At 64.8% G+C, this 20,084-nt stretch carries 16 protein-coding genes; 9 read left to right on the plus strand and 7 right to left on the minus strand.

What is annotated here, in order from left to right; genetic code table 11:
- The first annotated feature begins 3 nt into the window (after positions 1–3).
- The 5 genes from C5N93_RS22825 (at position 4) to C5N93_RS22845 (ending at position 7,613) form a co-directional block, all read left to right on the plus strand.
- Positions 4–798 carry a cellulose synthase operon protein YhjQ/BcsQ gene (locus C5N93_RS22825; protein ID WP_242561028.1) on the plus strand — a complete coding sequence of 265 codons (795 nt, stop codon included), beginning with the start codon at positions 4–6 and terminating at the stop codon, positions 796–798.
- Positions 795–3,452, plus strand: a complete 2,658-nt coding sequence (bcsA, locus tag C5N93_RS22830) for a UDP-forming cellulose synthase catalytic subunit (protein WP_242561029.1) — start codon at positions 795–797, stop codon at positions 3,450–3,452. The genes C5N93_RS22825 and bcsA overlap by 4 nt, the downstream gene beginning before the upstream one ends.
- A gap of 134 nt (positions 3,453–3,586) precedes the next feature.
- The gene (bcsG, locus tag C5N93_RS22835) at positions 3,587–5,230 is read left to right on the plus strand and encodes a cellulose biosynthesis protein BcsG (RefSeq protein WP_242561030.1); all 1,644 of its coding nucleotides are present in this window, start codon (positions 3,587–3,589) and stop codon (positions 5,228–5,230) included.
- A gap of 193 nt (positions 5,231–5,423) precedes the next feature.
- Positions 5,424–6,422 carry an aldo/keto reductase gene (locus C5N93_RS22840; RefSeq protein ID WP_150720361.1) on the plus strand — a complete coding sequence of 333 codons (999 nt, stop codon included), beginning with the start codon at positions 5,424–5,426 and terminating at the stop codon, positions 6,420–6,422.
- Positions 6,423–6,677: 255 nt separating this feature from the next.
- Positions 6,678–7,613: a universal stress protein gene (locus C5N93_RS22845; protein ID WP_242561031.1), complete on the plus strand. Its 936-nt coding sequence runs from the start codon at positions 6,678–6,680 to the stop codon at positions 7,611–7,613.
- Positions 7,614–7,688: 75 nt separating this feature from the next.
- On the opposite strand, the gene C5N93_RS22850 is transcribed toward C5N93_RS22845, so the two are convergent.
- The gene (locus C5N93_RS22850) at positions 7,689–8,939 is read right to left on the minus strand and encodes an FAD-dependent oxidoreductase (RefSeq protein WP_242561032.1); all 1,251 of its coding nucleotides are present in this window, start codon (positions 8,937–8,939) and stop codon (positions 7,689–7,691) included.
- Positions 8,940–9,275: 336 nt separating this feature from the next.
- On the opposite strand from C5N93_RS22850, the gene C5N93_RS22855 reads away from it, so the two are divergent.
- On the plus strand, positions 9,276–10,532 hold the full coding sequence (locus C5N93_RS22855) for an MFS transporter (RefSeq protein WP_242561033.1): 1,257 nt from the start codon (positions 9,276–9,278) through the stop codon (positions 10,530–10,532).
- A 46-nt stretch (positions 10,533–10,578) separates the two neighbouring features.
- Here the strand turns inward: C5N93_RS22855 and C5N93_RS22860 are convergent, their stop codons facing one another.
- The 6 genes from C5N93_RS22860 to C5N93_RS22885 form a co-directional block, all read right to left on the minus strand.
- Entirely contained in the window at positions 10,579–11,406 is an 828-nt protein-coding gene (locus tag C5N93_RS22860) for an ABC transporter permease (RefSeq protein WP_242561034.1), read from the minus strand.
- Positions 11,407–11,443: 37 nt separating this feature from the next.
- Positions 11,444–12,715, minus strand: coding sequence for an ABC transporter permease (locus C5N93_RS22865; RefSeq protein ID WP_242561035.1), 1,272 nt, complete (start codon positions 12,713–12,715; stop codon positions 11,444–11,446).
- Positions 12,716–12,770: 55 nt separating this feature from the next.
- On the minus strand, positions 12,771–13,826 hold the full coding sequence (locus C5N93_RS22870) for an ABC transporter substrate-binding protein (RefSeq protein ID WP_069343172.1): 1,056 nt from the start codon (positions 13,824–13,826) through the stop codon (positions 12,771–12,773).
- A 1-nt stretch (position 13,827) separates the two neighbouring features.
- Positions 13,828–15,039, minus strand: coding sequence for an ABC transporter ATP-binding protein (locus C5N93_RS22875; RefSeq protein WP_242561036.1), 1,212 nt, complete (start codon positions 15,037–15,039; stop codon positions 13,828–13,830).
- A gap of 56 nt (positions 15,040–15,095) precedes the next feature.
- Entirely contained in the window at positions 15,096–16,244 is a 1,149-nt protein-coding gene (locus C5N93_RS22880; RefSeq protein ID WP_242561037.1) for an SRPBCC family protein, read from the minus strand.
- A 206-nt stretch (positions 16,245–16,450) separates the two neighbouring features.
- On the minus strand, positions 16,451–17,380 hold the full coding sequence (locus tag C5N93_RS22885; RefSeq protein WP_242561038.1) for a LysR family transcriptional regulator: 930 nt from the start codon (positions 17,378–17,380) through the stop codon (positions 16,451–16,453).
- 239 nt (positions 17,381–17,619) lie between these two features.
- On the opposite strand from C5N93_RS22885, the gene C5N93_RS22890 reads away from it, so the two are divergent.
- The 3 genes from C5N93_RS22890 to C5N93_RS22900 are packed head-to-tail and all read left to right on the plus strand — an operon-like array spanning position 17,620 to position 20,071.
- Positions 17,620–18,894 (plus strand): NAD(P)/FAD-dependent oxidoreductase, encoded by a 1,275-nt coding sequence (locus tag C5N93_RS22890; RefSeq protein WP_242561039.1) that lies wholly within the window; start codon positions 17,620–17,622, stop codon positions 18,892–18,894.
- Between the two features lie 28 nt (positions 18,895–18,922).
- A complete protein-coding gene (locus C5N93_RS22895; protein WP_150720352.1) occupies positions 18,923–19,369 on the plus strand; it encodes a RidA family protein in 447 nt (148 codons plus the stop codon).
- Positions 19,370–19,396: 27 nt separating this feature from the next.
- Positions 19,397–20,071, plus strand: a complete 675-nt coding sequence (locus C5N93_RS22900) for a DUF1028 domain-containing protein (protein ID WP_242561040.1) — start codon at positions 19,397–19,399, stop codon at positions 20,069–20,071.
- Positions 20,072–20,084: the final 13 nt, after the last annotated feature.

Here is a 20,084-nt window from a genome sequence, read left to right on the forward strand (position 1 = left end):
CCCATGCTGACGCTCATCGCTATCGTCTCCAGTGCCGGCGGTGCCGGACGCAGCACAGTGACCGCGCATCTCGCCGCACAGCTCGCGCATGTCGGGCATCCGGTGGCCGTACTCGAACTCGACGCGCAGAACAGCATCGGTGCGCTGCTGGGCTTGCGTGAGACATGCGAGACCGGTGTATTGTCGCCGGGCGTGGCGCCGGACGGCTGGCGGGCCGTACTGCGCGAGACGCCCGAAGGCGTGCCGCTGTTGCCCGCCGGACGTAACGAGGCCACCACCCTGACAGCCTTCGGCGCATGGCTGAGCGGGGACACGGGTGGCCTGCGTCGTCAGCTCGATGCGCTCGGATGGCCATCGGGCACCCGCGTGTTCATCGACACGCAGCGCCTGCCGGACACCATCGCACAGGCCGCCGTGGCGGCTGCCGATCTGGTGCTGGGCGTGGTGCCGGTGACGACGACCGGCTACGTCACGCAATCCGACCTGATCGCGGCCTGTCGGGGAAGGGCGCAGATGGTGCCGAACCTGGCGGCATCGAATTCGCCGCTGAACAACGATCTGCTCCATCTGATTCAGGCGCGCGGCGGCGATGCGGTCGTGCCCCTGCGCATCCATCGTGATGACGCCGTCGGCCGTGCGGCGGCGAACGGCGGATCGCTTGCCAGGGCTGGCGATGGCTCGCAGGCCGCACTCGACTTCGTCCACCTCGAAGCGTGGCTGGCACGTGCGACCGCGACGGAAGACGCCTCCGTCGACAAGCCGGGCACCGGCAGCGGACCGGGAGGCACACGCCCATGATCAGCGACGCACTCGGTTCCCTCTACCGGCTCGGACGCGACATTCTCGCGATACGCCTCGTCCTGCCGAATCGTCCGGACGGTCGCACGCCCGGCGTCATGCAATGGCTGCTTGCGGCAACGGTGCGCTCGCCGCGTCACCGGTTGTGGATCTCGCAGATGACGGATCATCTGGTGGCCCGGTTGGCAGTGCGGCTGGATGTCCGTCAACTCGACGAATGGCGCGACTGGTGGCTGCGTCTCGTGTTTCAGCCCGCACGTACCGGCCGCCCCGATTATCCGGGCCGGGCGCTCGCGTGGTTCAACGAGCGTGTCACGCAACGGCTCGACGTGCCGCCCGATACGCGCTTCTGGTCATTGGTCAAAGCGATGATCTGGCGTCGGCCCGACAGGCGTCCGGCCTTCCCGCCGTACACCGCCTGGCTCGCGTTCCGCTCGGGCAACGAACGTTTGCGCCTGTGGCTGGTGCAGTCGCTCTTCGGCATTCCCCCGGATACGCCCGCCGAACTCGCGCACAAGTTCGACAAGAAGCTGGAAAAGGTGATGCAGTGGCGCGTGACGTCGACGGTGGTCGCGCTGCTCGGTCTGATCGGGGTGTTCTGGATCGTGACGACCCCGTTCGACCCCTTCTCGCAACTGCTGTTCTCGATCTGCACGCTGACGCTGGCGCTGGTGTTCCGGCGGCTGGACAGCCAGTATTCGGTGCTGGTGCTCATTGGCCTGTCGCTCACGTCGACGATCCGCTATGTGTGGTGGCGTCTCACGCAATCGCTGGCGTTCGACACGGCTGCCGAAGCCGCTGTCGGTTATACGCTGGTGGCCGCCGAGATGTACACGTGGATGATCCTGCTGTTTGGATACATCCAGACGATCTGGCCGTTGCAGCGGCGCATTACGCCGCTGCCGCCCGATACCCGTCTGTGGCCGAGTGTCGACGTCTACATCCCGACTTACAACGAAGGTCTGGACGTGGTGCGCCCGACCGTCTATGCCGCTTGCGGGATCGACTGGCCGCCGGAAAAGCTCAACATCTATCTGCTCGACGACGGACGTCGTCAGGAGATGCGTGAATTCGCGGCAGCCGCCGGCGTGCATTACATGACACGCCCCGACAATCGCCACGCGAAGGCGGGCAACATCAACCACGCGCTCGGCAAGACGCAGGGCGAGTTCATTGCGATCTTCGACTGCGATCACATCCCCGTGCGCTCGTTCCTGCAAACGACGATGGGCTCGTTCCTCAAGGACGATCGGTGCTCGCTCGTGCAGACGCCGCACCACTTCTTCTCCGACGACCCGTTCGAGCGCAATCTGGCCACGCGCGGCGCGGTGCCCAACGAAGGGCGTCTGTTCTACGGGATCGTGCAGGACGGGAACGACTTCTGGAACGCATCGTTCTTCTGTGGCTCATGTGCGGTGCTGCGTCGCACCGCGCTCGACGAGGTCGGTGGGGTTGCCGTCGAGACGGTGACGGAAGACGCGCACACGGCGCTCAAGATGCACCGTCGCGGCTGGAACACGGTGTATCTGAAGGTGGTGCAGGCCGCCGGTCTGGCAACCGAGTCGCTCTCCGGTCACGTGGGCCAGCGCATTCGCTGGGCGCGCGGCATGGCACAGATCTTCCGCGTCGACAATCCGCTGTTCGGGCGTGGCCTGAAACTTGGGCAGCGGATTTGCTACGCGAACGGCATGCTGCACTTCTTCTACGGCATTCCGCGCATCATCTTCCTGCTCGCGCCCATCTGCTATCTGTTCTTCGGGCTGCATATCGTGCAGGCAGCAGCGCTGAGCATCTGTGCCTACGTGCTGCCGCACATCGCGCACGCGAACATTGCGAACTCGCGGATTCAGGGCAAGTACCGCCACTCGTTCTGGTCGGACGTCTACGAAGCCGTGCTGGCGTGGTACGTCGCGCTACCGACGACTGTCGCGTTCATCAACCCGCGCTACGGCAAGTTCAACGTCACGGCCAAGGGCGGTCTGATCGAACAGAGCTTCTTCGACTGGAGCATTTCGAAGCCGTATCTGGTGCTGCTCGGCTTCAACGTGGCGGGCTTTCTCGCGGGGATCCTGCGTTACTTCTATGGCCCGGCGCACGAATCCGGCGCGTTGGTCTTCAACCTGTTGTGGGTGACGTTCAACCTCGCGGTGCTGGGCGCAGCGGTGGCGGTGGCGACGGAAGTCAAGCAAGTGCGGCGCACGCACCGCGTGTCGATGCGCATGCCCGCGACGCTGTATCTGCCCGATGGCCGGACAATGGCTTGCCACACGCGCGACTTCTCCGGCGGCGGGCTGGCGCTGGTGCTGCCGGTGGCGATCGATCCGGCGGTGGGCACCGAGGCGCACGTAGCACTCGCGCGCGGCGCGACCGAATACGGCTTTCCGGTGAGTGTGGTGGGTGCGCGCGGGCACGATCTGTTCCTGTCGTTCCTGCCGCTCACGGCCGAGCAGGACAAACATCTCGTGCAGTTCACGTTCGGGCGCGCCGATGCGTGGCGCGATTGGGACGCCGAGCGCACGCGCGACGAACCGATCAAGGCGCTGTTCGAAATGCTGGCGATGGGCCTGCGTGGCTATCAGGTGCTCGCCAACTACTTGCTGGGCAAACTGGTGACGCGCTGGCAGAACCGTCTGCGCGGCGCACGGCAGACGTAAGATTCAAGACCGAAGACGTAAGACGGCACAACAGGCCCGATGCGTGCGGCGACGATCCGACGCATCAGGCGAGACAACGAGACATCGGCAGAACGTGAGCCGTCAATGGCGCGGCGACCCAAGGGAACCATACGATGGGCATCTGGAACCTCTATTTCATCCTGAAGTTGTTGCTGCTGTGGGCAGGCATCATCGGCTTTCACGTGCTGCCGAACTTTATCTTCGCGTTGTTTCTCGTGGTGCGGCTGCGTCCGCGCTGGGCACGCATCGCGCGGCAGGTGATCGCCATTCCGTTGGGGGCAGCGCTCCTTTATTACGACTCGAATCTGCCGCCGTTCGCCCGCTTCATCGAGCAATTGCCGGCGCTGATGCAGTTCCGCTTCTCGTACATCATCGAATTGCTCGGACGTTTCGTGCCCGCGCGCGACTGGCTGTTGCTCGCCATCATGGTGCTGGCGTACTGGATCGTGAACCGCTGGGTACGCGTGACCACCTTCGTGCTGCTTGCCCTGCTGATCGTGCCGGGCGTGCTGCGTGTCGGGACGCTGGTCTCCGTCTCGCCGGTGGTCGCCGCGCAGGGCGACACCACGGCGCTCGCGGCGGGGGCGGGCGAAGGGGCTGGCAATGCCTCGGCGGGCGCTGGCGGCGGCAGCACATTCCTGACGGGCGACGGCGAAGTGCCGCTCGATGCGAATCCGAACGCCGCGCTCAACAGTTTCTATTCGCGCGAACTCACGCGCTCGGTCTCGTTACCCGCACAGGCGGGGGCGGGTCCGGACTTCGACATCATCTTCCTGCATATCTGCTCGCTCGCGCAGGACGATCTCGACGTCGACAACCTCGACAATCAGCCGTTGCTCTCGAAGTTCGACTTCGTGTTCAAGAACTTCAACTCGGCGGCCAGCTACAGCGGCCCGGCAGCGATCCGTGTGCTGCGCGCCGGCTGCGGCCAGCCGACGCACAAGGCGCTGTACGATCAGGCCGGGCCGCAGTGCTACGTGATGAGCGACCTGAAGAACCTCGGTTTCACGCCGTCGCTGGCGATGAACCACGACGGGCACTTCGACAATTTCATGCAGGAAGTGCAGCAGAACTTCAACGTGCCGGGCGTCACGCCGTTCGACAACACGCATGCGCGCGTGGCCATGAGAGCGTTCGACGAAACCCCGATCCGCTCCGACGGCGATGTGCTGCAAGCGTGGTGGAAGCAGCGCACGGCCATGTCGGACAAGCGCGTGGCGCTCTACTACAACACCATTTCGCTGCATGACGGCAATCGTCTCGAAGGCTCGAAGCTCACCAGCGTGCAGAGCTATCCGGTGCGCGCGAAGGCACTGTTCGACGACTTCAGCCAGTTCATCGACACCATCGCCAAGTCGGGCCGCAAGGCGGTCGTGGTGTTCGTGCCGGAACACGGGGCGGCGCTGCGCGGCAGCAAGTTGCAGATCTCGGGCATGCGCGAGATTCCGCTGCCCGAAATCACGCACGTGCCGGTGGCCGTCAAACTCGTCGGCTTCGGCGATGGGGCAACGGCCTCGCACGGCTCGCCGGTGACGATATCCACGCCCACGAGCTATCTGGCGATGATGACGCTCATCTCGCATCTGGTGGCGAACAACCCGTTTGCGGGCACGCCGGATCTGGCGCAGTACGCGAACGACCTCCCGCAAACGGCATTCGTGGCGGCCAACGAACAGACGACCGTGATGAAGTACGGCGGCAAGATGCTGATTCGCGGCGCCGACGGTGTCTGGCTCGACCTGAAGTCGCTTGAATAGCGCAGATGACCGCCGCCTGACGGCGGGCTGACGAGGCGATGACGACGGGGTGGCGGCGGTGCGGCGGAGCCCCGTCATCGTTCGAAGGCGTGCGGCGACCTCGTACGCGTTTTTCCGGAAGCGCGCATACTGTGCACCTTGCCCGCGCACGCGGGCAGCGCAGTTTGTACCCTCGAAAACTCCGGGAGTTACCGTGCAATACACGAAATTCGGCCGCACCGGCCTGACTGTTTCCCGCCTGTGCCTCGGCACCATGACGTTCGGTCTGCAAACCGAAGAAGCTGCCAGCCATGCCATCCTCGATCGCACGGCCGAGGCGGGCGTCAACTTCATCGATCTCGCCGACGTCTATCCGCTAGGCGCCGACACCTCGCTCGTCGGACGCACCGAAGAGGTCGTCGGCCGATGGCTGAAGGGCCGTCGCGATCAGTTCATCGTCGCGACCAAGGCCTGCGGCCAGATGGGACCGTCGCCGTGGGACAAGGGCGCATCGCGCAAGCACCTGCTGAGCGCCATCGACGCGTCGCTCTCGCGCATCGGCACCGACTATGTCGATCTCTACCAACTTCATTCCGACGATACCGACACGCCCATCGACGAGACGCTCGAAGCGCTGGACATCATCGTGAAGTCGGGCAGGGCGCGCTATGTCGGCGTGTCGAACTACCTCGCTTACCGTCTCGCCCGCGCGCTTGGCCGTGCCGACGTGCTGCGCGTGGCCCGTTTCGTGTCGGTCCAGCCGCGCTACAACCTGCTGTTCCGTCAGATCGAGCGCGAACTGCTGCCGCTCGCGAGTGAAGAAGGGCTGGCTGTGATCCCCTACAACCCGCTCGCCGGGGGCTTGCTGACGGGCAAGTATCGTCATGACGCGGCACCGACCGAAGGCCGCTTCACTGCGGCGACCGTCGGCAAGGCCGGTGCGATGTATCAGCAGCGTTACTGGCACGAGCGCGAGTTCGAGACCATCGAAACGCTCAAGGGCATCGCGCAGGACGCCGGTGAGTCGCTGACCCGCCTGTCGCTGGCCTGGGTGCTGGCCAATCCGGTCGTGACGTCGGCGATCATCGGGGCAAGCCGCGTCGAACAACTGACCGAGACGCTCGGCACTATCGATTACGAACTGCCGCCCGAACTCAAGGCGAAGCTCGACGACGCCTCGCACGCCTACCGCTGGGGCGACGCCGCGCGCTAAGCGTCGCGCATTCGCTTCACACCGACGCATTCCGTCATACGCCACAGGCCCGTTCACGCGGGCCTGTGGCGTTTTGCGTTGCATCAAGGATCGGTGGCAGACCCATCGTTTCTCGCCCGAAAGGGGCGCACCGGGGTGGCTTTCGCGCTCGATCGGGCGGTATAGTAGAAACGTCGTGCGGTGTTCGTCAGGCGAAACACGCGATGACGAGTCCCACGCATGGCATTCCTTTCGGCTCCCAACGCGAGGCTGCTCATGACAAAACGCATTTTGCTGGCGACCGACGGTAGCGAGTCGTCCCGCCGTGCGTTGCGCGAGGCCGCCGCCTTTGCGCGCAACGGCGACGTGATCCGCGTCATTCACACCGTGGAAGACCCCGTCAATCTGCTGACGGCGGCTTTCGGCAAACTCATCGATCTGGAACAGGTGCGCCGCGATATGCAGCGCGAAGGCGAGGAGCATCTCGCGCGGGCGGTGCTGTATCTGCGTGAGGAAGGCTTCGACGCGCAGGCGCATCTGCTCGACCTGCGCACTACGGGGGAGACGGTTCCCGAGGCCATGACGCGAGAGGCGATCGAGTGGGGCGCGGACATCATCATCGTCGGCACGCACGGGCGTAGCGGCGTGCGCCGGGCGATGCTCGGCAGCGTCGCCGAACAGATTCTGCGCAGCGCCGAAGTGCCGGTGATGCTCGTGGCGGGAGAAGCCCGGCCGCATTTGCCGCTTCGCTCGGGCGGGCATTACGAACGGATTCTCGTTGCGATGGACGACAGCGAGACGTCGCGTCAGGCGTTCGAATACGCGTTGACGCTGGCGCGAACGCACGGCGCATCGATGCGCGTGGTTCACGTGCTGGACTTGCCCGGACCGTTCCTCGCCGGGTTCGATCCCGAGCCGCTGCTCGACGCCGTGCGTGCTGTGGGCGAACAGGTGCGTCACTGGGCGGAAAAACGGTTGCGTGAGGCGGAGGTGCCGGGCGAAATCGAGATGCGGGAGATTCAGCCGGTCGGCGAGGGCGTCGCCGATCAGATCATTGCGGCCGGCAAGGACGCCGACGTCGACGTGATCGTGCTGGGCACGCATGGCCGACGTGGCTTCCGTCGCTTCACGCTGGGTAGCGTGGCCGAAGATACGGCCCGTCACGCGGGCCGTCCGGTCCTGTTGTTACCTGCGCACGCAGCGCCGTCCTGATCGGAGGGCGGGGGATAGCACTTGGTGGTCCCTGAGCGCACGTCGAACGGGTATCGACGTGCGCATTCCCGTCGATCAGGCGAGTTCGGCGAGCAACGTCTTGAGGGGCGTTGCGGCGTCGGCCAGACGTGCGGGATCGACCACGGCACGGCGTCCGACGAGTTCGCGGGCCGCCATGAATTCCTGCGCACGGTTGATGCTTGCAGCGGCGACGACGGCGCCATCACGCAGATAGAACAGCATGAAGACGGCGGCGCCCTGTGCGTCGGGCAGACGACGCTCGACGACCGCGTCGTGACCGTCGGTCATACCGACCATCTGCAACTTGGCGTTGAACTGATCCGACCAGAACCACGGGGCGGTGGCGACGGCCTTCGGCGCGTCGCCATGCACCACGCTCGCGGCCACCTTGGCCATCTCGCTGGCGCTTGGCACCGATTCCAGACGGATACGGCGACCCAGCGCCGGGTGATCGTGGTGCGCGCAATCGCCGACGGCCAGAATGGCAGGATCGCTGGTGCGGGCGAATTCGTCCACGACGATACCGTTGTCGACGGCGAGCCCGGCAGCCTGTGCCAGTTCCGCGTTCGGGATCAGACCGATACCGACGACGATCACGTCCGCTTCCAGACGCTTCTCACCGGCCACCACCGCCACGACCTGCCCGTCGGCATTCTGCTCCAGCGCCGTCACACCGACGCCGACCTGCACGTCCACACCATTCTCGCGATGCAGCGTGGCGAAGAACCCGGCCAGATCGGCCTCTGCCACGCGCGCCAGCAGGCGCGGCGCAGCTTCGAGCACCGTTACCGAGGCCCCGGCCTTGACAGCGCTCGCCGCCACTTCCAGGCCAATGTACCCGCCACCGACCACCACCACGCGCTTGCCCGGTGCGAGGGCTTCGCGCAGGCGCTGGGCATCGGCGATGTTGCGCAGATAGTAGACGTTGGGGGCATCGCCGCCGGGAATCGGCAGCGGACGCACGCGCCCGCCGAGCGCGAGCACGAGATGGTCGTAGCTCACGGTCTGGCCATCGTCGAACGAGACGGTGTGCGCGGCACGGTCGATGGCCGTCGCGGTGACGCCGAGGCGCACGTCGATGTCCGCTTTTTCCCAGCCATCGGCCGGTCGGATCAGCAGGCTGGCTTCATCGGCCTGCCCGGCGAGGAACGCCTTCGAGAGCGGCGGACGGCGATACGGCAGATGCGTTTCGCTGCCGGCGAGCACGATGCGGCCGGTGTAGCCGAGTTGACGAAGCGCGAGTGCGGTTTCGCCGCCGGCTTGACCGGCACCGAGGATGAGGGTGGTGGAGGTGGCTTCGGACATGGAGATAAGTGCCAAGGAGGCGAAGGAAGCAGGAGGAAGTGAGGTGAATTTGGGCGTCAGTGTAATGCATCGGCGTGCCCACGGCGTCCCGGATACCGCCGGATGGCTTCTGCACGCCGCGAATTGGCTGGCTTCGCCTGCGCCCGTCGAGATGTGCGGCAGACGTCGACGCCCATCCTCGAATAGTGGTTTGGACAGGCAAAACCCCCGTCGTATAAGGCATCCCTCAGTATTCATGCGGGTTTCGAGCCGGTTTCCCCCACGTTTGCATGGTGCGCGATTTTCGGGCGTAGAGTGAATTCGTCGCGCAACATTGCCGCCGATGGAGGAGACACCATGACCTGGACTAAAGAACAGAAGCATGTGGTAACGGCAAGCTATCTTGGGTGGACGCTGGACGCGTTCGATTTCTTCCTGATGGTGTTCGTACTCAAGGACATTGCGAAGGAGTTCAATACCGAGCTGGGCAGCGTGACCTTCGCGCTGCTGCTCACACTGGCGATGCGCCCGGTCGGCGCGTTCCTCTTCGGCCGCCTCGGCGACAAGTTCGGACGACGCCCGGCCATGATGGCGAGCGTGCTCCTTTACGCGTTGCTCGAACTGGCCTCCGGCTTCGCGCCGAGCCTTACCGTCCTGCTGATCCTGCGCGCGCTCTTCGGTATCGCGATGGGCGGTGAGTGGGGTGTCGGGGCGGCGCTTACGATGGAAAGCGTGCCCACCCATTCGCGCGGCATCGTCTCCGGTCTGTTGCAGGCGGGCTATCCGAGCGGCTATCTGCTCGCGTCGGTCGTCTACGGGCTGTTCTACGACAGCATCGGCTGGCGCGGCATGTTCTTCGTAGGCGTGCTGCCGGCCTTGCTGGTGTTCTACATCCGACGTCACGTGCCCGAATCGCCCGCGTGGCAAAAGGGGGCGTCGACGAGCGCCGCGCCACGGGCCAACTTCATTCAGGTGCTCTCCCGCGACTGGAAGCTGGCGCTGTATGCCATCGTGCTGATGACCGCGTTCAACTTCTTCTCGCACGGCACACAGGATCTGTACCCGACGTTCCTGCAAGTGCAGCACAAGTTCGACACGCACACCGTGAGCTGGATCGCGATCACGTACAACATCGGCGCGATCATCGGCGGGCTGTTCTTCGGTGCGATCTCGGAGAAAATCGGACGCCGCCGCGCCATCATCATCGCCTCGCTGATCGCCTTGCCCGTGCTGCCGTTGTGGGCGTTCTCAAGCGGTGCGGTGTTGCTCGCCATCGGGGCGTTCCTGATGCAGATCTCGGTGCAGGGGGCGTGGGGCGTGATTCCGGCGCATCTGAACGAACTCTCGCCCGACGAGATTCGCGCGACCTTCCCGGGGCTGGTCTATCAGTTGGGGAATCTGTTCGCGTCGGTCAACGGTAACTTGCAGGCGGGGATCGCCAAGGCACACGACGGCAACTTCGGGCTGGCGATGGCGTTGGTCGCCGGTACCGTCGCGGTGGTGATCGCCGTGATGATCTACTTCGGACGTGAACGTCGCGGCGCGGTGTTGGGCACCGGTGCCGAGGCGCCGAGACAAGGGGCGCTGCCGCCGGGTGCGTCGATGTCGCATTGACGTGGATGGGCTGCGCAGGTGTGGGGCGACACGGACCGTCCTGCGCTCAGCCCATCGCCCGGCTGGCCGCTGCGGCGCGTGCGCGCAGCCAGTTGATGCTCGCGAACAGCAGCACGGCAAAGATGATGAGCATCGTGGCGACCGCCAGAATCGACGGATCGATCGAATCGCGAATGCCGCTCCACATCTGACGCGGCACCGTCTTCTGGTCTGGTCCGCCGATGAACAGGATCACGATCACTTCGTCGAACGACGTCGCGAAGGCGAACACGCTGCCGGTTGCCACTGCGGGGGTGATGAGCGGTAGCGTCACGCGCCGGAACGTGACCCACGGCGCGGCACCGAGACCCGAGGCGGCGCGCAGCAGACTCTGGTCGAACGACAGCAGCGAGGCCGTCACCGTAATCACGACGAAGGGCGTGCCCAGGGCGGCGTGCGCCAGAATCACGCCCGGGTACGAATTGACGAGCCCGAGCGGCGCGAAGATCAAATAGAAGCCCGCGGCTACCACGACGATGGGCACGATCATCGGCGAGACGATGATCGGCATGATGACCGAGCGCAGCGGAAACTGCGAGCGCGAGAGGCCCAATGCGGCCAGCGTTCCCAGACCGGTGGCGATCAGCGTCGACGCGGCGCCGATTCCGAGGCTGTTGAGCAGCGCGCGCTGCCAGTCCGGACTCGTGAGCGCCTGTTCGTACCAGCGCATCGAGAAGCCCGTCATCGGGTACGAGAAATACGAACCCGCGTTGAACGACAGCGGAATGATCGCGAGAATCGGCGCGATCAGGAAACCGAGCGTAAGCGCCGTATGCAGACGCACCCAGCGCCACGCCACCCGCTCCGCCAACACCGTATTGCGTTTGTCCTGCATGGTCGTCTCTCCTGCGTGGCTCGCGCTGCGTCCGGGGTCAGCCGAAGCGCAGCCGGTCGATGCCGACGATGCGGTTGAAGATGAAGTAGAAGACCGCCGTGAAAATCACCAGATAAGCCGAGAGTGCCCCGGCAAGGCCCCAGTTGAGCTGCGTGTTGGTCTGCATGGCGATGAGCTGGCTGATCATCTCGTCACCGGCCCCTCCCAGCAGCGAAGGCGTGATGTAGTAACCGAGCGCCAGCACGAATACGAGGAAACAGCCCGCGCCCACGCCGGGGAACGTCTGCGGGATGTAGATCCGCACGAAGGCCGTGAACGGGTGCGCGCCGAGCGACTTCGCCGCGCGCATATAGACGGGCGAGACGCTCTTCATCACCGAGTAGATCGCCAGAATCATGTAGGGCAGCAGCACGTGGGTCATGCCGATCAGCACGCCGGTCCGGTTGAAGATCAGGGCGACCGGATGCGAGGTGAGACCGAGCACGGAAAGCAGGCTATTGATGACGCCGCCGGGTTGCAGCAGCACATACCAGGCCGTCGTGCGCACGAGTAGCGACGTCCAGAACGGCACGATGACGAACAGCATCAGGCGGTTGCTCTGCTTCTCGGGCAGATTCGCGAGCAGCCATGCGACCGGATAGCCGAGAATGAGGCAAAGCACGGTCACGGTTGCGCTGATCGAGATCGTGCGTGCGAACGCCTCGCGGTACACCGACGCATTCTCCGGCACCGACGCGACAGCGCCTTGCGGCGTGACCTGCATGTCCATTCCGGCGAGCAGGTAGTCGGGCGTGGGCGACGTGGCGGCACGTTTGAGCAGACGCCACGTCTCAGGCGCATTCCAGCGCGCGTCGAGTTCGATCAACGCAGGCTTCCACGCGGGCGGCGCTTCGTCGCCGACGGCGCGTGCCGTACGCATGAGCAGGCTGCGAAACTCCGGTTGCGCGAAGTTCATCCGTCGCGCGATGGTGCCGAGTTGTCCGCTCTCGCGGGCTTGCTTCAGATCGGCGGCCAGCACCGCGAAGGTCGCTTCACCGGGGACATCGTGACCGTCCCATGCGTTCAGGGCGCGGGCGAGTTGCGGCATGCCCTCGGTGACCTCGTGGTTTTGCACGCTGCGGGCGAGCAGCATGGCAATCGGCGCGATGAACGTCGAGAGCAGAAACACGATCAGCGGCAAGGCCAGCAACAGCGCCCGCATCGACGCGTGCCGTTGCACCCGGCGGTATGCGGCAAGCGCCTCCGGGACGACGGGACCACCGGTGCTCGGTCGGGCACCGGGAGGCGTAGCGTGAGTCGATGCGGGCATGGGCGTTATCTCGTTCGGTGCGCCGATGGGTCGTGAATATCAGGAGCGCTACACGTCATTGCGTGAGCCACACCTGGAAGCGCTTGTTGATGGCGTCAGCGTTATCGGCCCAGAAGTTCGCGTTGATCTGCACGGCGCGCTTGAAGTTCTCCGGCGCGGTCGGCATATCGGCCAGGCGTTGCTTGTCGACGTACTGGATGGCGTCCTTGCGCGGCGGCGCGTAGGCGATGTACTTCGACAGATCGGCAGACGCCTTCGGTTGCGACTGGGAGACGATGAACTTGGCGGCCGCATCGGCATGCTTGGCGCCGGCGGGCACGCCCCACCATTCGAAGTCGTAGACCTGTGCGTCCCACACGGCCTTGAACGGCTTCTTGTCCTTCTTCGCCGCGTCGTCGATCCGGCCGTTGTAAGCCTGCACCATGACGACGGCACCGTCGGCGAGCAACTGCGGCGCCTGTGCACCGGACTCCCACCAGACGATGCTCTTCTTGATGGTGTCGAGCTTCTTGAACGCGCGGTCGACGCCGGCGGGCGTGGCGAGCACCTTGTAGACGTCCTTCGGATCGACGCCGTCAGCGATCAGCGCCCATTCCATCGTGACCTTCGGCGACTTGCGCAGCCCGCGCTTGCCGGGGAATTTCTGCAAATCGAAGAAGTCGTTGACGGTCGTCGGTGCGGTTTTCAGCTTGCTCGCATCGAAGGCGTAGATCGTCGACCAGACCATGCTCGCGACGGCGCACTCGCTGATCGAGCCGGGAATGAAGTCGCTGGTCTTGCCGAGGGTCTTCTTGTCGAACTTCTTGAGCAGCCCCTCGTCGCAGGCCGTGATCGCGTCGTTGGTCTCCATGTCGATCAGGTCCCACGTGGTGTTCTTCGCCTGCTCCATGGCGGAGAGTTTGGCGAGACCGCCGTCATACGACTCGGTCGCGAACGTGACACCCGTGGCCTGCGTGAACGGCTCGAACCAGGCTTTCTTGGCCGCTGCCTCGAAGGCACCGCCAAAAGTCACCACGTTGAGAGTTTCGGCGGCGTAGGTTGTCGTCGTGGCCGTGGTGGCGAAGGCCAGGACGGCGAGGGCGGCGCAGTGCGTTTTGAGAGAAGTGCGCATATCAGTTGGCTCCGGCAGGTGCAGTCAGGATCAGGGATGGGGAAGGTGCGTCGGGAGAAACCGGGGCCGGCGTAGCACGGGGTGCGCTGGCGGCAAGAATCTTGCAGTCGTCGTGACGCCATGCGACATCGATGGTGTCGCCCGTGCAGGGCAGGGCATGACGCTGCGTGTTGGGGACTTTGACGACGATGGCATCGCGCGAGCCGAGCGTGAGGTGCACGCGATGGTGATCGCCGCAGTAGACGAGTTCATCGACGCGCGCTCGCACGACGTTGTGTTCTTCCGGGGCGTGCACGCCGTCCGGGCCGGGGATGTGCGCGCGCTCGGGACGCAGCGCGAGCATGGCGTCGTCGCCGGTGCGCAACCCCGAATTGGTTGTTGCGTCAGTGGTGGCCTCGACATTGCAGCGCCCGCGAATGAGGCTGCCGTCGGCCAGCGCGAGGGTCGCCCAGCCGTCGGCGGCGCGCACGACGCGTCCCGTCAATCCGTTGTTCTCGCCGACGAAATTCGCGACGAAGGCGTTCTGCGCGTTCTCGTAGAGTTCGGTCGGCGACGCGGCCTGCTGAATGCACCCGTCCGAAAACACGGCAACGCGATCCGACATCGTCAGCGCTTCGGCCTGATCGTGCGTCACGTAGACGATGGTCAGCGACAGCTCGCGATGCAGGCGCATGATCTCGTACTGCATCGTCTCGCGCAGCCGTTTGTCGAGCGCGCCCAGCGGCTCGTCCATCAGCACCACGCTCGGCTCGAACACCAGCGCACGGGCCAGCGCCACGCGCTGCTGCTGACCGCCGGAGAGTTGGGCGGGACGCCGGTTGGCGAGATGCGACAGTTCGATGATCTCCAGCGCGCGCTTGACGCGGGCATTCTGCTCGGTGCGTCCGACGCGTCGCACCGACAGCGGGAAGGCCACGTTCTGCGCAATCGTGAGATGCGGGAACAGCGCGTAGTTCTGGAACACCATGCCGATGTCGCGCCGATGCGGGGGCTTGTCGTCGAGACGCTGGCCGTCCAGACGAATCTCTCCGTGCGTGGGGGACTCGAAACCCGCGAGCATCATGAGCGTGGTCGTCTTGCCCGAACCCGATGGGCCGAGCAAGGACAGGAACTCTCCGCGGCGTACATCGAGGTTCAGGTCGTCGACGACGTGATGCACGCCGTCATACGACTTGCTCACGCTCGAGAACGAAATGAAGGAAGGGTTCGACATCGTGATGGTGTCCTGTCTTCGGAGTGCGGCGCCGGGTGTGAGACCGGGTCCGGCACTCAGGGCTGAGCCAGCTTCGCGGCGAGATAGCGCGCGAAATCGTAATTGGGGCGCTCCAGTCGGCTCAGATGGCCCGGCTTCGCCAGCGGTGCGTGTACGCCACGGAACACGGCTTCCACGCCACGCCGGTCTTCGGCGTTGACTTCGTCGAGCAGTGTCTTGAGCGACGCCATGTAAGTTTGCGCCTGTGGGTCCGCGACGAACTCGGGCGCCAGCCCGCCGCCGAAGCGAATGTGCACACGTCCCACGCCCCGCGGCTGGAGCACGAGGTACCAGAAGTACCCGGGGGTGAGCGTGACGAGATGCGTCGGGTAGATCGCCAGCAGCGCCGTCGTCTTGCGCCAGTGGCCTTCGAGGCGGGTGTTGTCGGGGTGCGCGTTGCCGATCGGCAGGCTCGCTTCCTTGGTGATCCAGTGATAGTTGAACGCCGCGAGACCCGGCGGGCATTCCATCTCTTCGAGCTTCGAATGCGGCCCTACCGTGGCGCGATGCAGCATCGGCAGGTGATAGCTCTCCATGAAGTTCTCGGCCAGGATCTTCCAGTTCGTATCCCAGACGTGCTCTTCATAGAAAGTTTCGATGTAGTCGGTCATGCCGTAAGGCGCGATCAGTTCGGTGAGTTCGCTCAGTTGCCGGGCGACGGGCGGCGCATGAGAGTCGAGCGTGACGTATATCCAGCCTTGCCACTGCTCGCAACGAATCGCGGGCAGCCGGTAGCTTTCCTTGCAGAAGCCCGCTTGCTCGTCCATCATCGGCGCGCCTTTCAACTGACCGTCGAGGCCGTAGTTCCACGCGTGGTAAGGGCAGACGATGCGACGGATGTTGCCGCGTCCTTCGAGCAGCACGGACATGCGATGCAGGCAGACGTTGGACATCGCCGTCAGTTGCCCCTGCTCGTCACGCACGACCACGACAGGCTGATCGCCGATCTGGGCCGTGAGGTAATCGCCCGGCGCAGCGAGCACGCTGGCCCGCCCCACGCATTGCCACTCTCTGGCAAAGATGCCCTGTTGCTCGCGAGCGAGAAAGTCGGGCGACGTATACACGCCGGGCGGCATTGCCCGTGCATCGTCGAATGAGCGTTCGCCACCGGCACGCAGTGCGTCGATGAGCGTTTGCCCTGCGATCGTCCCTGTCTGGTCAGCCATGAAGCCCTCCGTTCATTCGCCGTTTCGCCTCGGGGCATGCTGCTGTCCCTAGCGTTCGGCGCTCAACATGAACATCAATCTATCAAGCCAAATTGCCAGCCAAAATATTGTTTTCGGATACAGGGCAAAGGTTTTCCCTATGCAGCGTTGAAATGCCGCGGGGACCTATGCGCGATGCTGATGATGCGAATCAGGCGGCAGGCGAGTCATTGCGGCGTGAGATGGAGTCGCCGGATGTGGTTCTCGCAGAACGACGCGAAGCGCTCGACCACCCGGCGCGGCTTCATCGTGCGGGATTGGGCTACGCCCAGCGTGAGCGCGTTGACGTTGTCCTTGAAGCGCTTGATGACGAATTCCTCGCCGTCCACCGTGCGCGTCGATTTGAGCGGGAAGTTCAGCAGGCTGTAGCCCAGACCGTTCGCCACCATGCCGCGCACGACCTCGGGTTGCGACGAGCGGAAGGCCGGCACGGGCCGGGTGCCGACCGCATCGAACAGCGCCGCGAAATACTCGCGGCTGTGCGGCAGATCGAGCATCACGTAGGGCTCTGACTGCAAGTCGGCCAGCGACACTTTGCGTGCACGGGCGAGTCGGTGTGTGCGCGGCAGGATCGCGTACGGCGGCAGCGACAGCAGCGGGGTGAACGCGATGTCCTCGCTCAGATCGAGGCTGTAGGTGAGCACGAGATCGAGCGAGCCGTCGTGCAGGCCACGTAAAAGGCCGTCCTGATGGGCTTCGACGGTGCGAAACGAAATACCGGCGTGCTCCTGCGTGAAGCGACTGATCAGGCCCGGCATCAGCGGCGGCGCGAGTGACGCCAGACATCCCAGCGCAATCGCACCGGTCATGCCGCCATCCATCTCCTTGGCCGCCATCTGTAACTCTTCCGCCGTCTTGAGCAGGTTGCGCGCCTGCCCGAGCAGATCGCGCCCGGCTTGCGTGAGCGACAGCCCGCTCGCGTGATGCCGGATGAACAATTGCACGCCGAACGAGACTTCAAGATCCGCAAGCGCGGTAGAGATGGAAGGTTGTGAGATGTGCAGCCGTCTGGCCGCCGCAGTGAACGACAGCACCTCGGCGGTGACCACGAAATAGCGCAGTTGGCGCAGCGAGTAACGCAGCGGCTGATTGTCCATCGGCATCGCTCCATCAGGCGGGAAATAAGGCGGCATATCGGGCGGCAAATCGGGCGGCAAATCGCAGGTGGCATGATTCGACGGCATTGTGAAACCGAAAAAATAGTCTGCATAGTCAAATCCGATGCCCTGCATTTTTTAAATGTATTTTTCGGATGCTGTCCGCACGCGTAGATTGCCCCGAATGACCCATCCCCCGGGTGGTTCGCCAACTCTCTGCCTTCTGAAGGACGCAAGCCATGACAGTGCAAACCCCGTCAATCGATACGCTCGTCGTCGGTGCCGGTCAGGCCGGCGTGGCGATGAGCGAGCACCTGAGCAAGCTCGGTGTGCCGCATCTCGTGCTGGAACGCGCGCGCATCGCGGAGCGTTGGCGCACCGGACGCTGGGATTCGCTCGTCGCCAATGGTCCCGCGTGGCATGACCGGTTTCCCGGCATGACGTTTGCCGACGTCGACCCGGATGGTTTCGCATCGAAAGAGCAGGTGGCGGACTATTTCGTGGATTACGCGCGCAAGATCGAAGCGCCGATCCGCACGGGCGTGGAAGTGACGAAGGTCGTGAGAAACGTCGGACGGCCGGGCTTCACTGTCGAGACGTCGGATGGCCGGTACGAGGCGCTTCGCGTGGTGGTGGCGACGGGGCCGTTCCAGCGACCGGTGATTCCGGGCATCGCGCCCCGCGACGAGCGCCTGACGCAGTTGCATTCGGCTGATTACCGCAATCCGGAGCAGTTGCCCCCGGGCAATGTGCTGGTTGTCGGCGCCGGGTCGTCGGGTGTACAGATTGCCGACGAATTGCAGCGCTCAGGACGTCAGGTCTACTTGTCGGTCGGCCCGCACGACCGCCCCCCGCGCGGCTATCGCGGGCGCGACTTCTGCTGGTGGCTCGGGGTGCTGGGCGAGTGGGATGCCGAGGTCATGCGGCCCGGCAAGGCGCACGTGACGATTGCCGTGAGCGGCGCGCGCGGTGGCCATACGGTGGACTTTCGCCGTCTGGCGCATCAGGGGGTGACGCTCACGGGCCTCACCCAATCGTTCGACGGCGGCGTGGTGCGCTTTGCGCCCGATCTGGCCGAGAACATCGCGCGAGGGGACGAAAACTACCTGTCGATGCTCGACGCTGCCGACGCCTACGCGGCGCGCAATGGCCTCGAACTTCCGGATGAGCCTGAAGCCCGTGTCATTCCCCCCGACCCCGAGTGTCTGACGCATCCGCTCAGTGAGTTGGACCTGGTGAACGCCGGGGTGACCACGATTCTCTGGGCGACCGGCTACGTCCATGACTTCCAGTGGCTGCAAGTCGATGCGTTCGACGATAGCGGCAAGCCCAAACATCAGCGTGGCGTCTCGAAGGAGCCGGGGGTCTATTTCCTCGGCTTGCCGTGGCTGTCGCGTCGTGGCTCGTCCTTCATCTGGGGCGTGTGGCACGACGCACGACATGTCGCCGAGCACATCGCGACGCAACGCAAATATCTCGCTTACTACGACGCGCCGACGAATGTCGCGAACTGAGTCACGATCACGATCCGAGGAGCCTTCCATGACCCAACCGACCCATACCCGTATCCGCATGTTCAACACGAAGGACACGTATCCGAATCAGTCGCTCGACAACGATCTCTGTCAGGCGGTGCGCGCGGGGAACACCGTGTACGTGCGTGGCCAGATCGGCACCGATTTCGCGGGCAATCTCGTCGGTCTCGGCGATCCGCGCGCGCAGGCCGAGCAGGCGATGAAGAACGTCAAGCAGTTGCTCGAAGAGGCGGGCAGCGACCTGTCGCATGTGGTAAAGACCACGACCTATCTGACGGACGTGCGTTATCGCGAGCCGGTCTATCGCGAAGTGGGCAAGTGGCTCAAGGGCGTGTTTCCCATCTCCACCGGGCTGACGGTCGTCGCGCTCGGACAACCCGAGTGGCTGATGGAAATCGACGTGATCGCGGTGATTCCCGAAGGCTGGACGCCGCAGGATTCCCAACGTGCCTGACGTGCCTCACTTGCATAAGGAACGCATATGACTTTCTCCATTGTCGGACGCTGTGAGCAGACCGGACAACTCGGTATCGCCATCAGCTCGTCGAGCATTGCCGTGGGTGCACGGTGTCCGTGGCTGCGCGCGAACGTTGGCGCGGTGGCGACACAGAACGTCACGCTGCCTGCACTCGGGCCGGACATTCTCGACCGTCTCGCCGGGGGTGCGGACCCGCAGACCGCCTTGCGCGACGCGCTGACCGAGCGCCAGTGGAGCGAATACCGGCAAGTGACGGTGGTCGACGCGCAGGGGCGCACCGCGCACTTCAGCGGTTATCAGGCGCTCGGGACCTACCACGCGGTCGCCGGGCGGCAGTGCGTGGCTGCGGGCAACATGCTGTCGAGCCTTGGGGTGATCGAGTCGATGGTGCCCGCGTTCGAGCAGACCACAGGCCCGCTGGCGGATCGTCTGCTCGCGGCCATGCACGCGGCGATGGCCGCTGGCGGCGAAGCCGGACCGGTGCACTCTGCGGCGCTGAAGATCGTGGGCGATCTGGTCTGGCCCATCGTCGATCTGCGGGTGGACTGGGCGGACGACGATCCCATCGGCCAACTCCACGGCCTCTGGCGCGCCTACGCGCCTCAAATGCAGGATTATGTGACGCGCGCCCTGAATCCCACGGCCGCGCCGAGCTATGGCGTGCCGGGCGATGAATGAGGTCTCGAGCCGT

Origin of the sequence: Pandoraea sp. LA3 (genome assembly GCF_022696215.1) — a bacterium.
GTDB classification, from domain to species: Bacteria; Pseudomonadota; Gammaproteobacteria; order Burkholderiales; family Burkholderiaceae; genus Pandoraea; species Pandoraea capi.

What these genes read in the sequence shown, in the direction of transcription:
- C5N93_RS22825 (WP_242561028.1), top strand. Translation starts at nt 4, where the DNA reads ATGCTGACGCTCATCGCTATCGTCTCCAGTGCCGGCGGTGCCGGACGC.
- bcsA (WP_242561029.1), top strand. Translation starts at nt 795, where the DNA reads ATGATCAGCGACGCACTCGGTTCCCTCTACCGGCTCGGACGCGACATT.
- bcsG (WP_242561030.1), top strand. Translation starts at nt 3,587, where the DNA reads ATGGGCATCTGGAACCTCTATTTCATCCTGAAGTTGTTGCTGCTGTGG.
- C5N93_RS22845 (WP_242561031.1), top strand. Translation starts at nt 6,678, where the DNA reads ATGACAAAACGCATTTTGCTGGCGACCGACGGTAGCGAGTCGTCCCGC.
- C5N93_RS22850 (WP_242561032.1), bottom strand. Translation starts at nt 8,939, where the DNA reads ATGTCCGAAGCCACCTCCACCACCCTCATCCTCGGTGCCGGTCAAGCC.
- C5N93_RS22855 (WP_242561033.1), top strand. Translation starts at nt 9,276, where the DNA reads ATGACCTGGACTAAAGAACAGAAGCATGTGGTAACGGCAAGCTATCTT.
- C5N93_RS22860 (WP_242561034.1), bottom strand. Translation starts at nt 11,406, where the DNA reads ATGCAGGACAAACGCAATACGGTGTTGGCGGAGCGGGTGGCGTGGCGC.
- C5N93_RS22865 (WP_242561035.1), bottom strand. Translation starts at nt 12,715, where the DNA reads ATGCCCGCATCGACTCACGCTACGCCTCCCGGTGCCCGACCGAGCACC.
- C5N93_RS22870 (WP_069343172.1), bottom strand. Translation starts at nt 13,826, where the DNA reads ATGCGCACTTCTCTCAAAACGCACTGCGCCGCCCTCGCCGTCCTGGCC.
- C5N93_RS22875 (WP_242561036.1), bottom strand. Translation starts at nt 15,039, where the DNA reads ATGTCGAACCCTTCCTTCATTTCGTTCTCGAGCGTGAGCAAGTCGTAT.
- C5N93_RS22880 (WP_242561037.1), bottom strand. Translation starts at nt 16,244, where the DNA reads ATGGCTGACCAGACAGGGACGATCGCAGGGCAAACGCTCATCGACGCA.
- C5N93_RS22885 (WP_242561038.1), bottom strand. Translation starts at nt 17,380, where the DNA reads ATGGACAATCAGCCGCTGCGTTACTCGCTGCGCCAACTGCGCTATTTC.
- C5N93_RS22890 (WP_242561039.1), top strand. Translation starts at nt 17,620, where the DNA reads ATGACAGTGCAAACCCCGTCAATCGATACGCTCGTCGTCGGTGCCGGT.
- C5N93_RS22895 (WP_150720352.1), top strand. Translation starts at nt 18,923, where the DNA reads ATGACCCAACCGACCCATACCCGTATCCGCATGTTCAACACGAAGGAC.
- C5N93_RS22900 (WP_242561040.1), top strand. Translation starts at nt 19,397, where the DNA reads ATGACTTTCTCCATTGTCGGACGCTGTGAGCAGACCGGACAACTCGGT.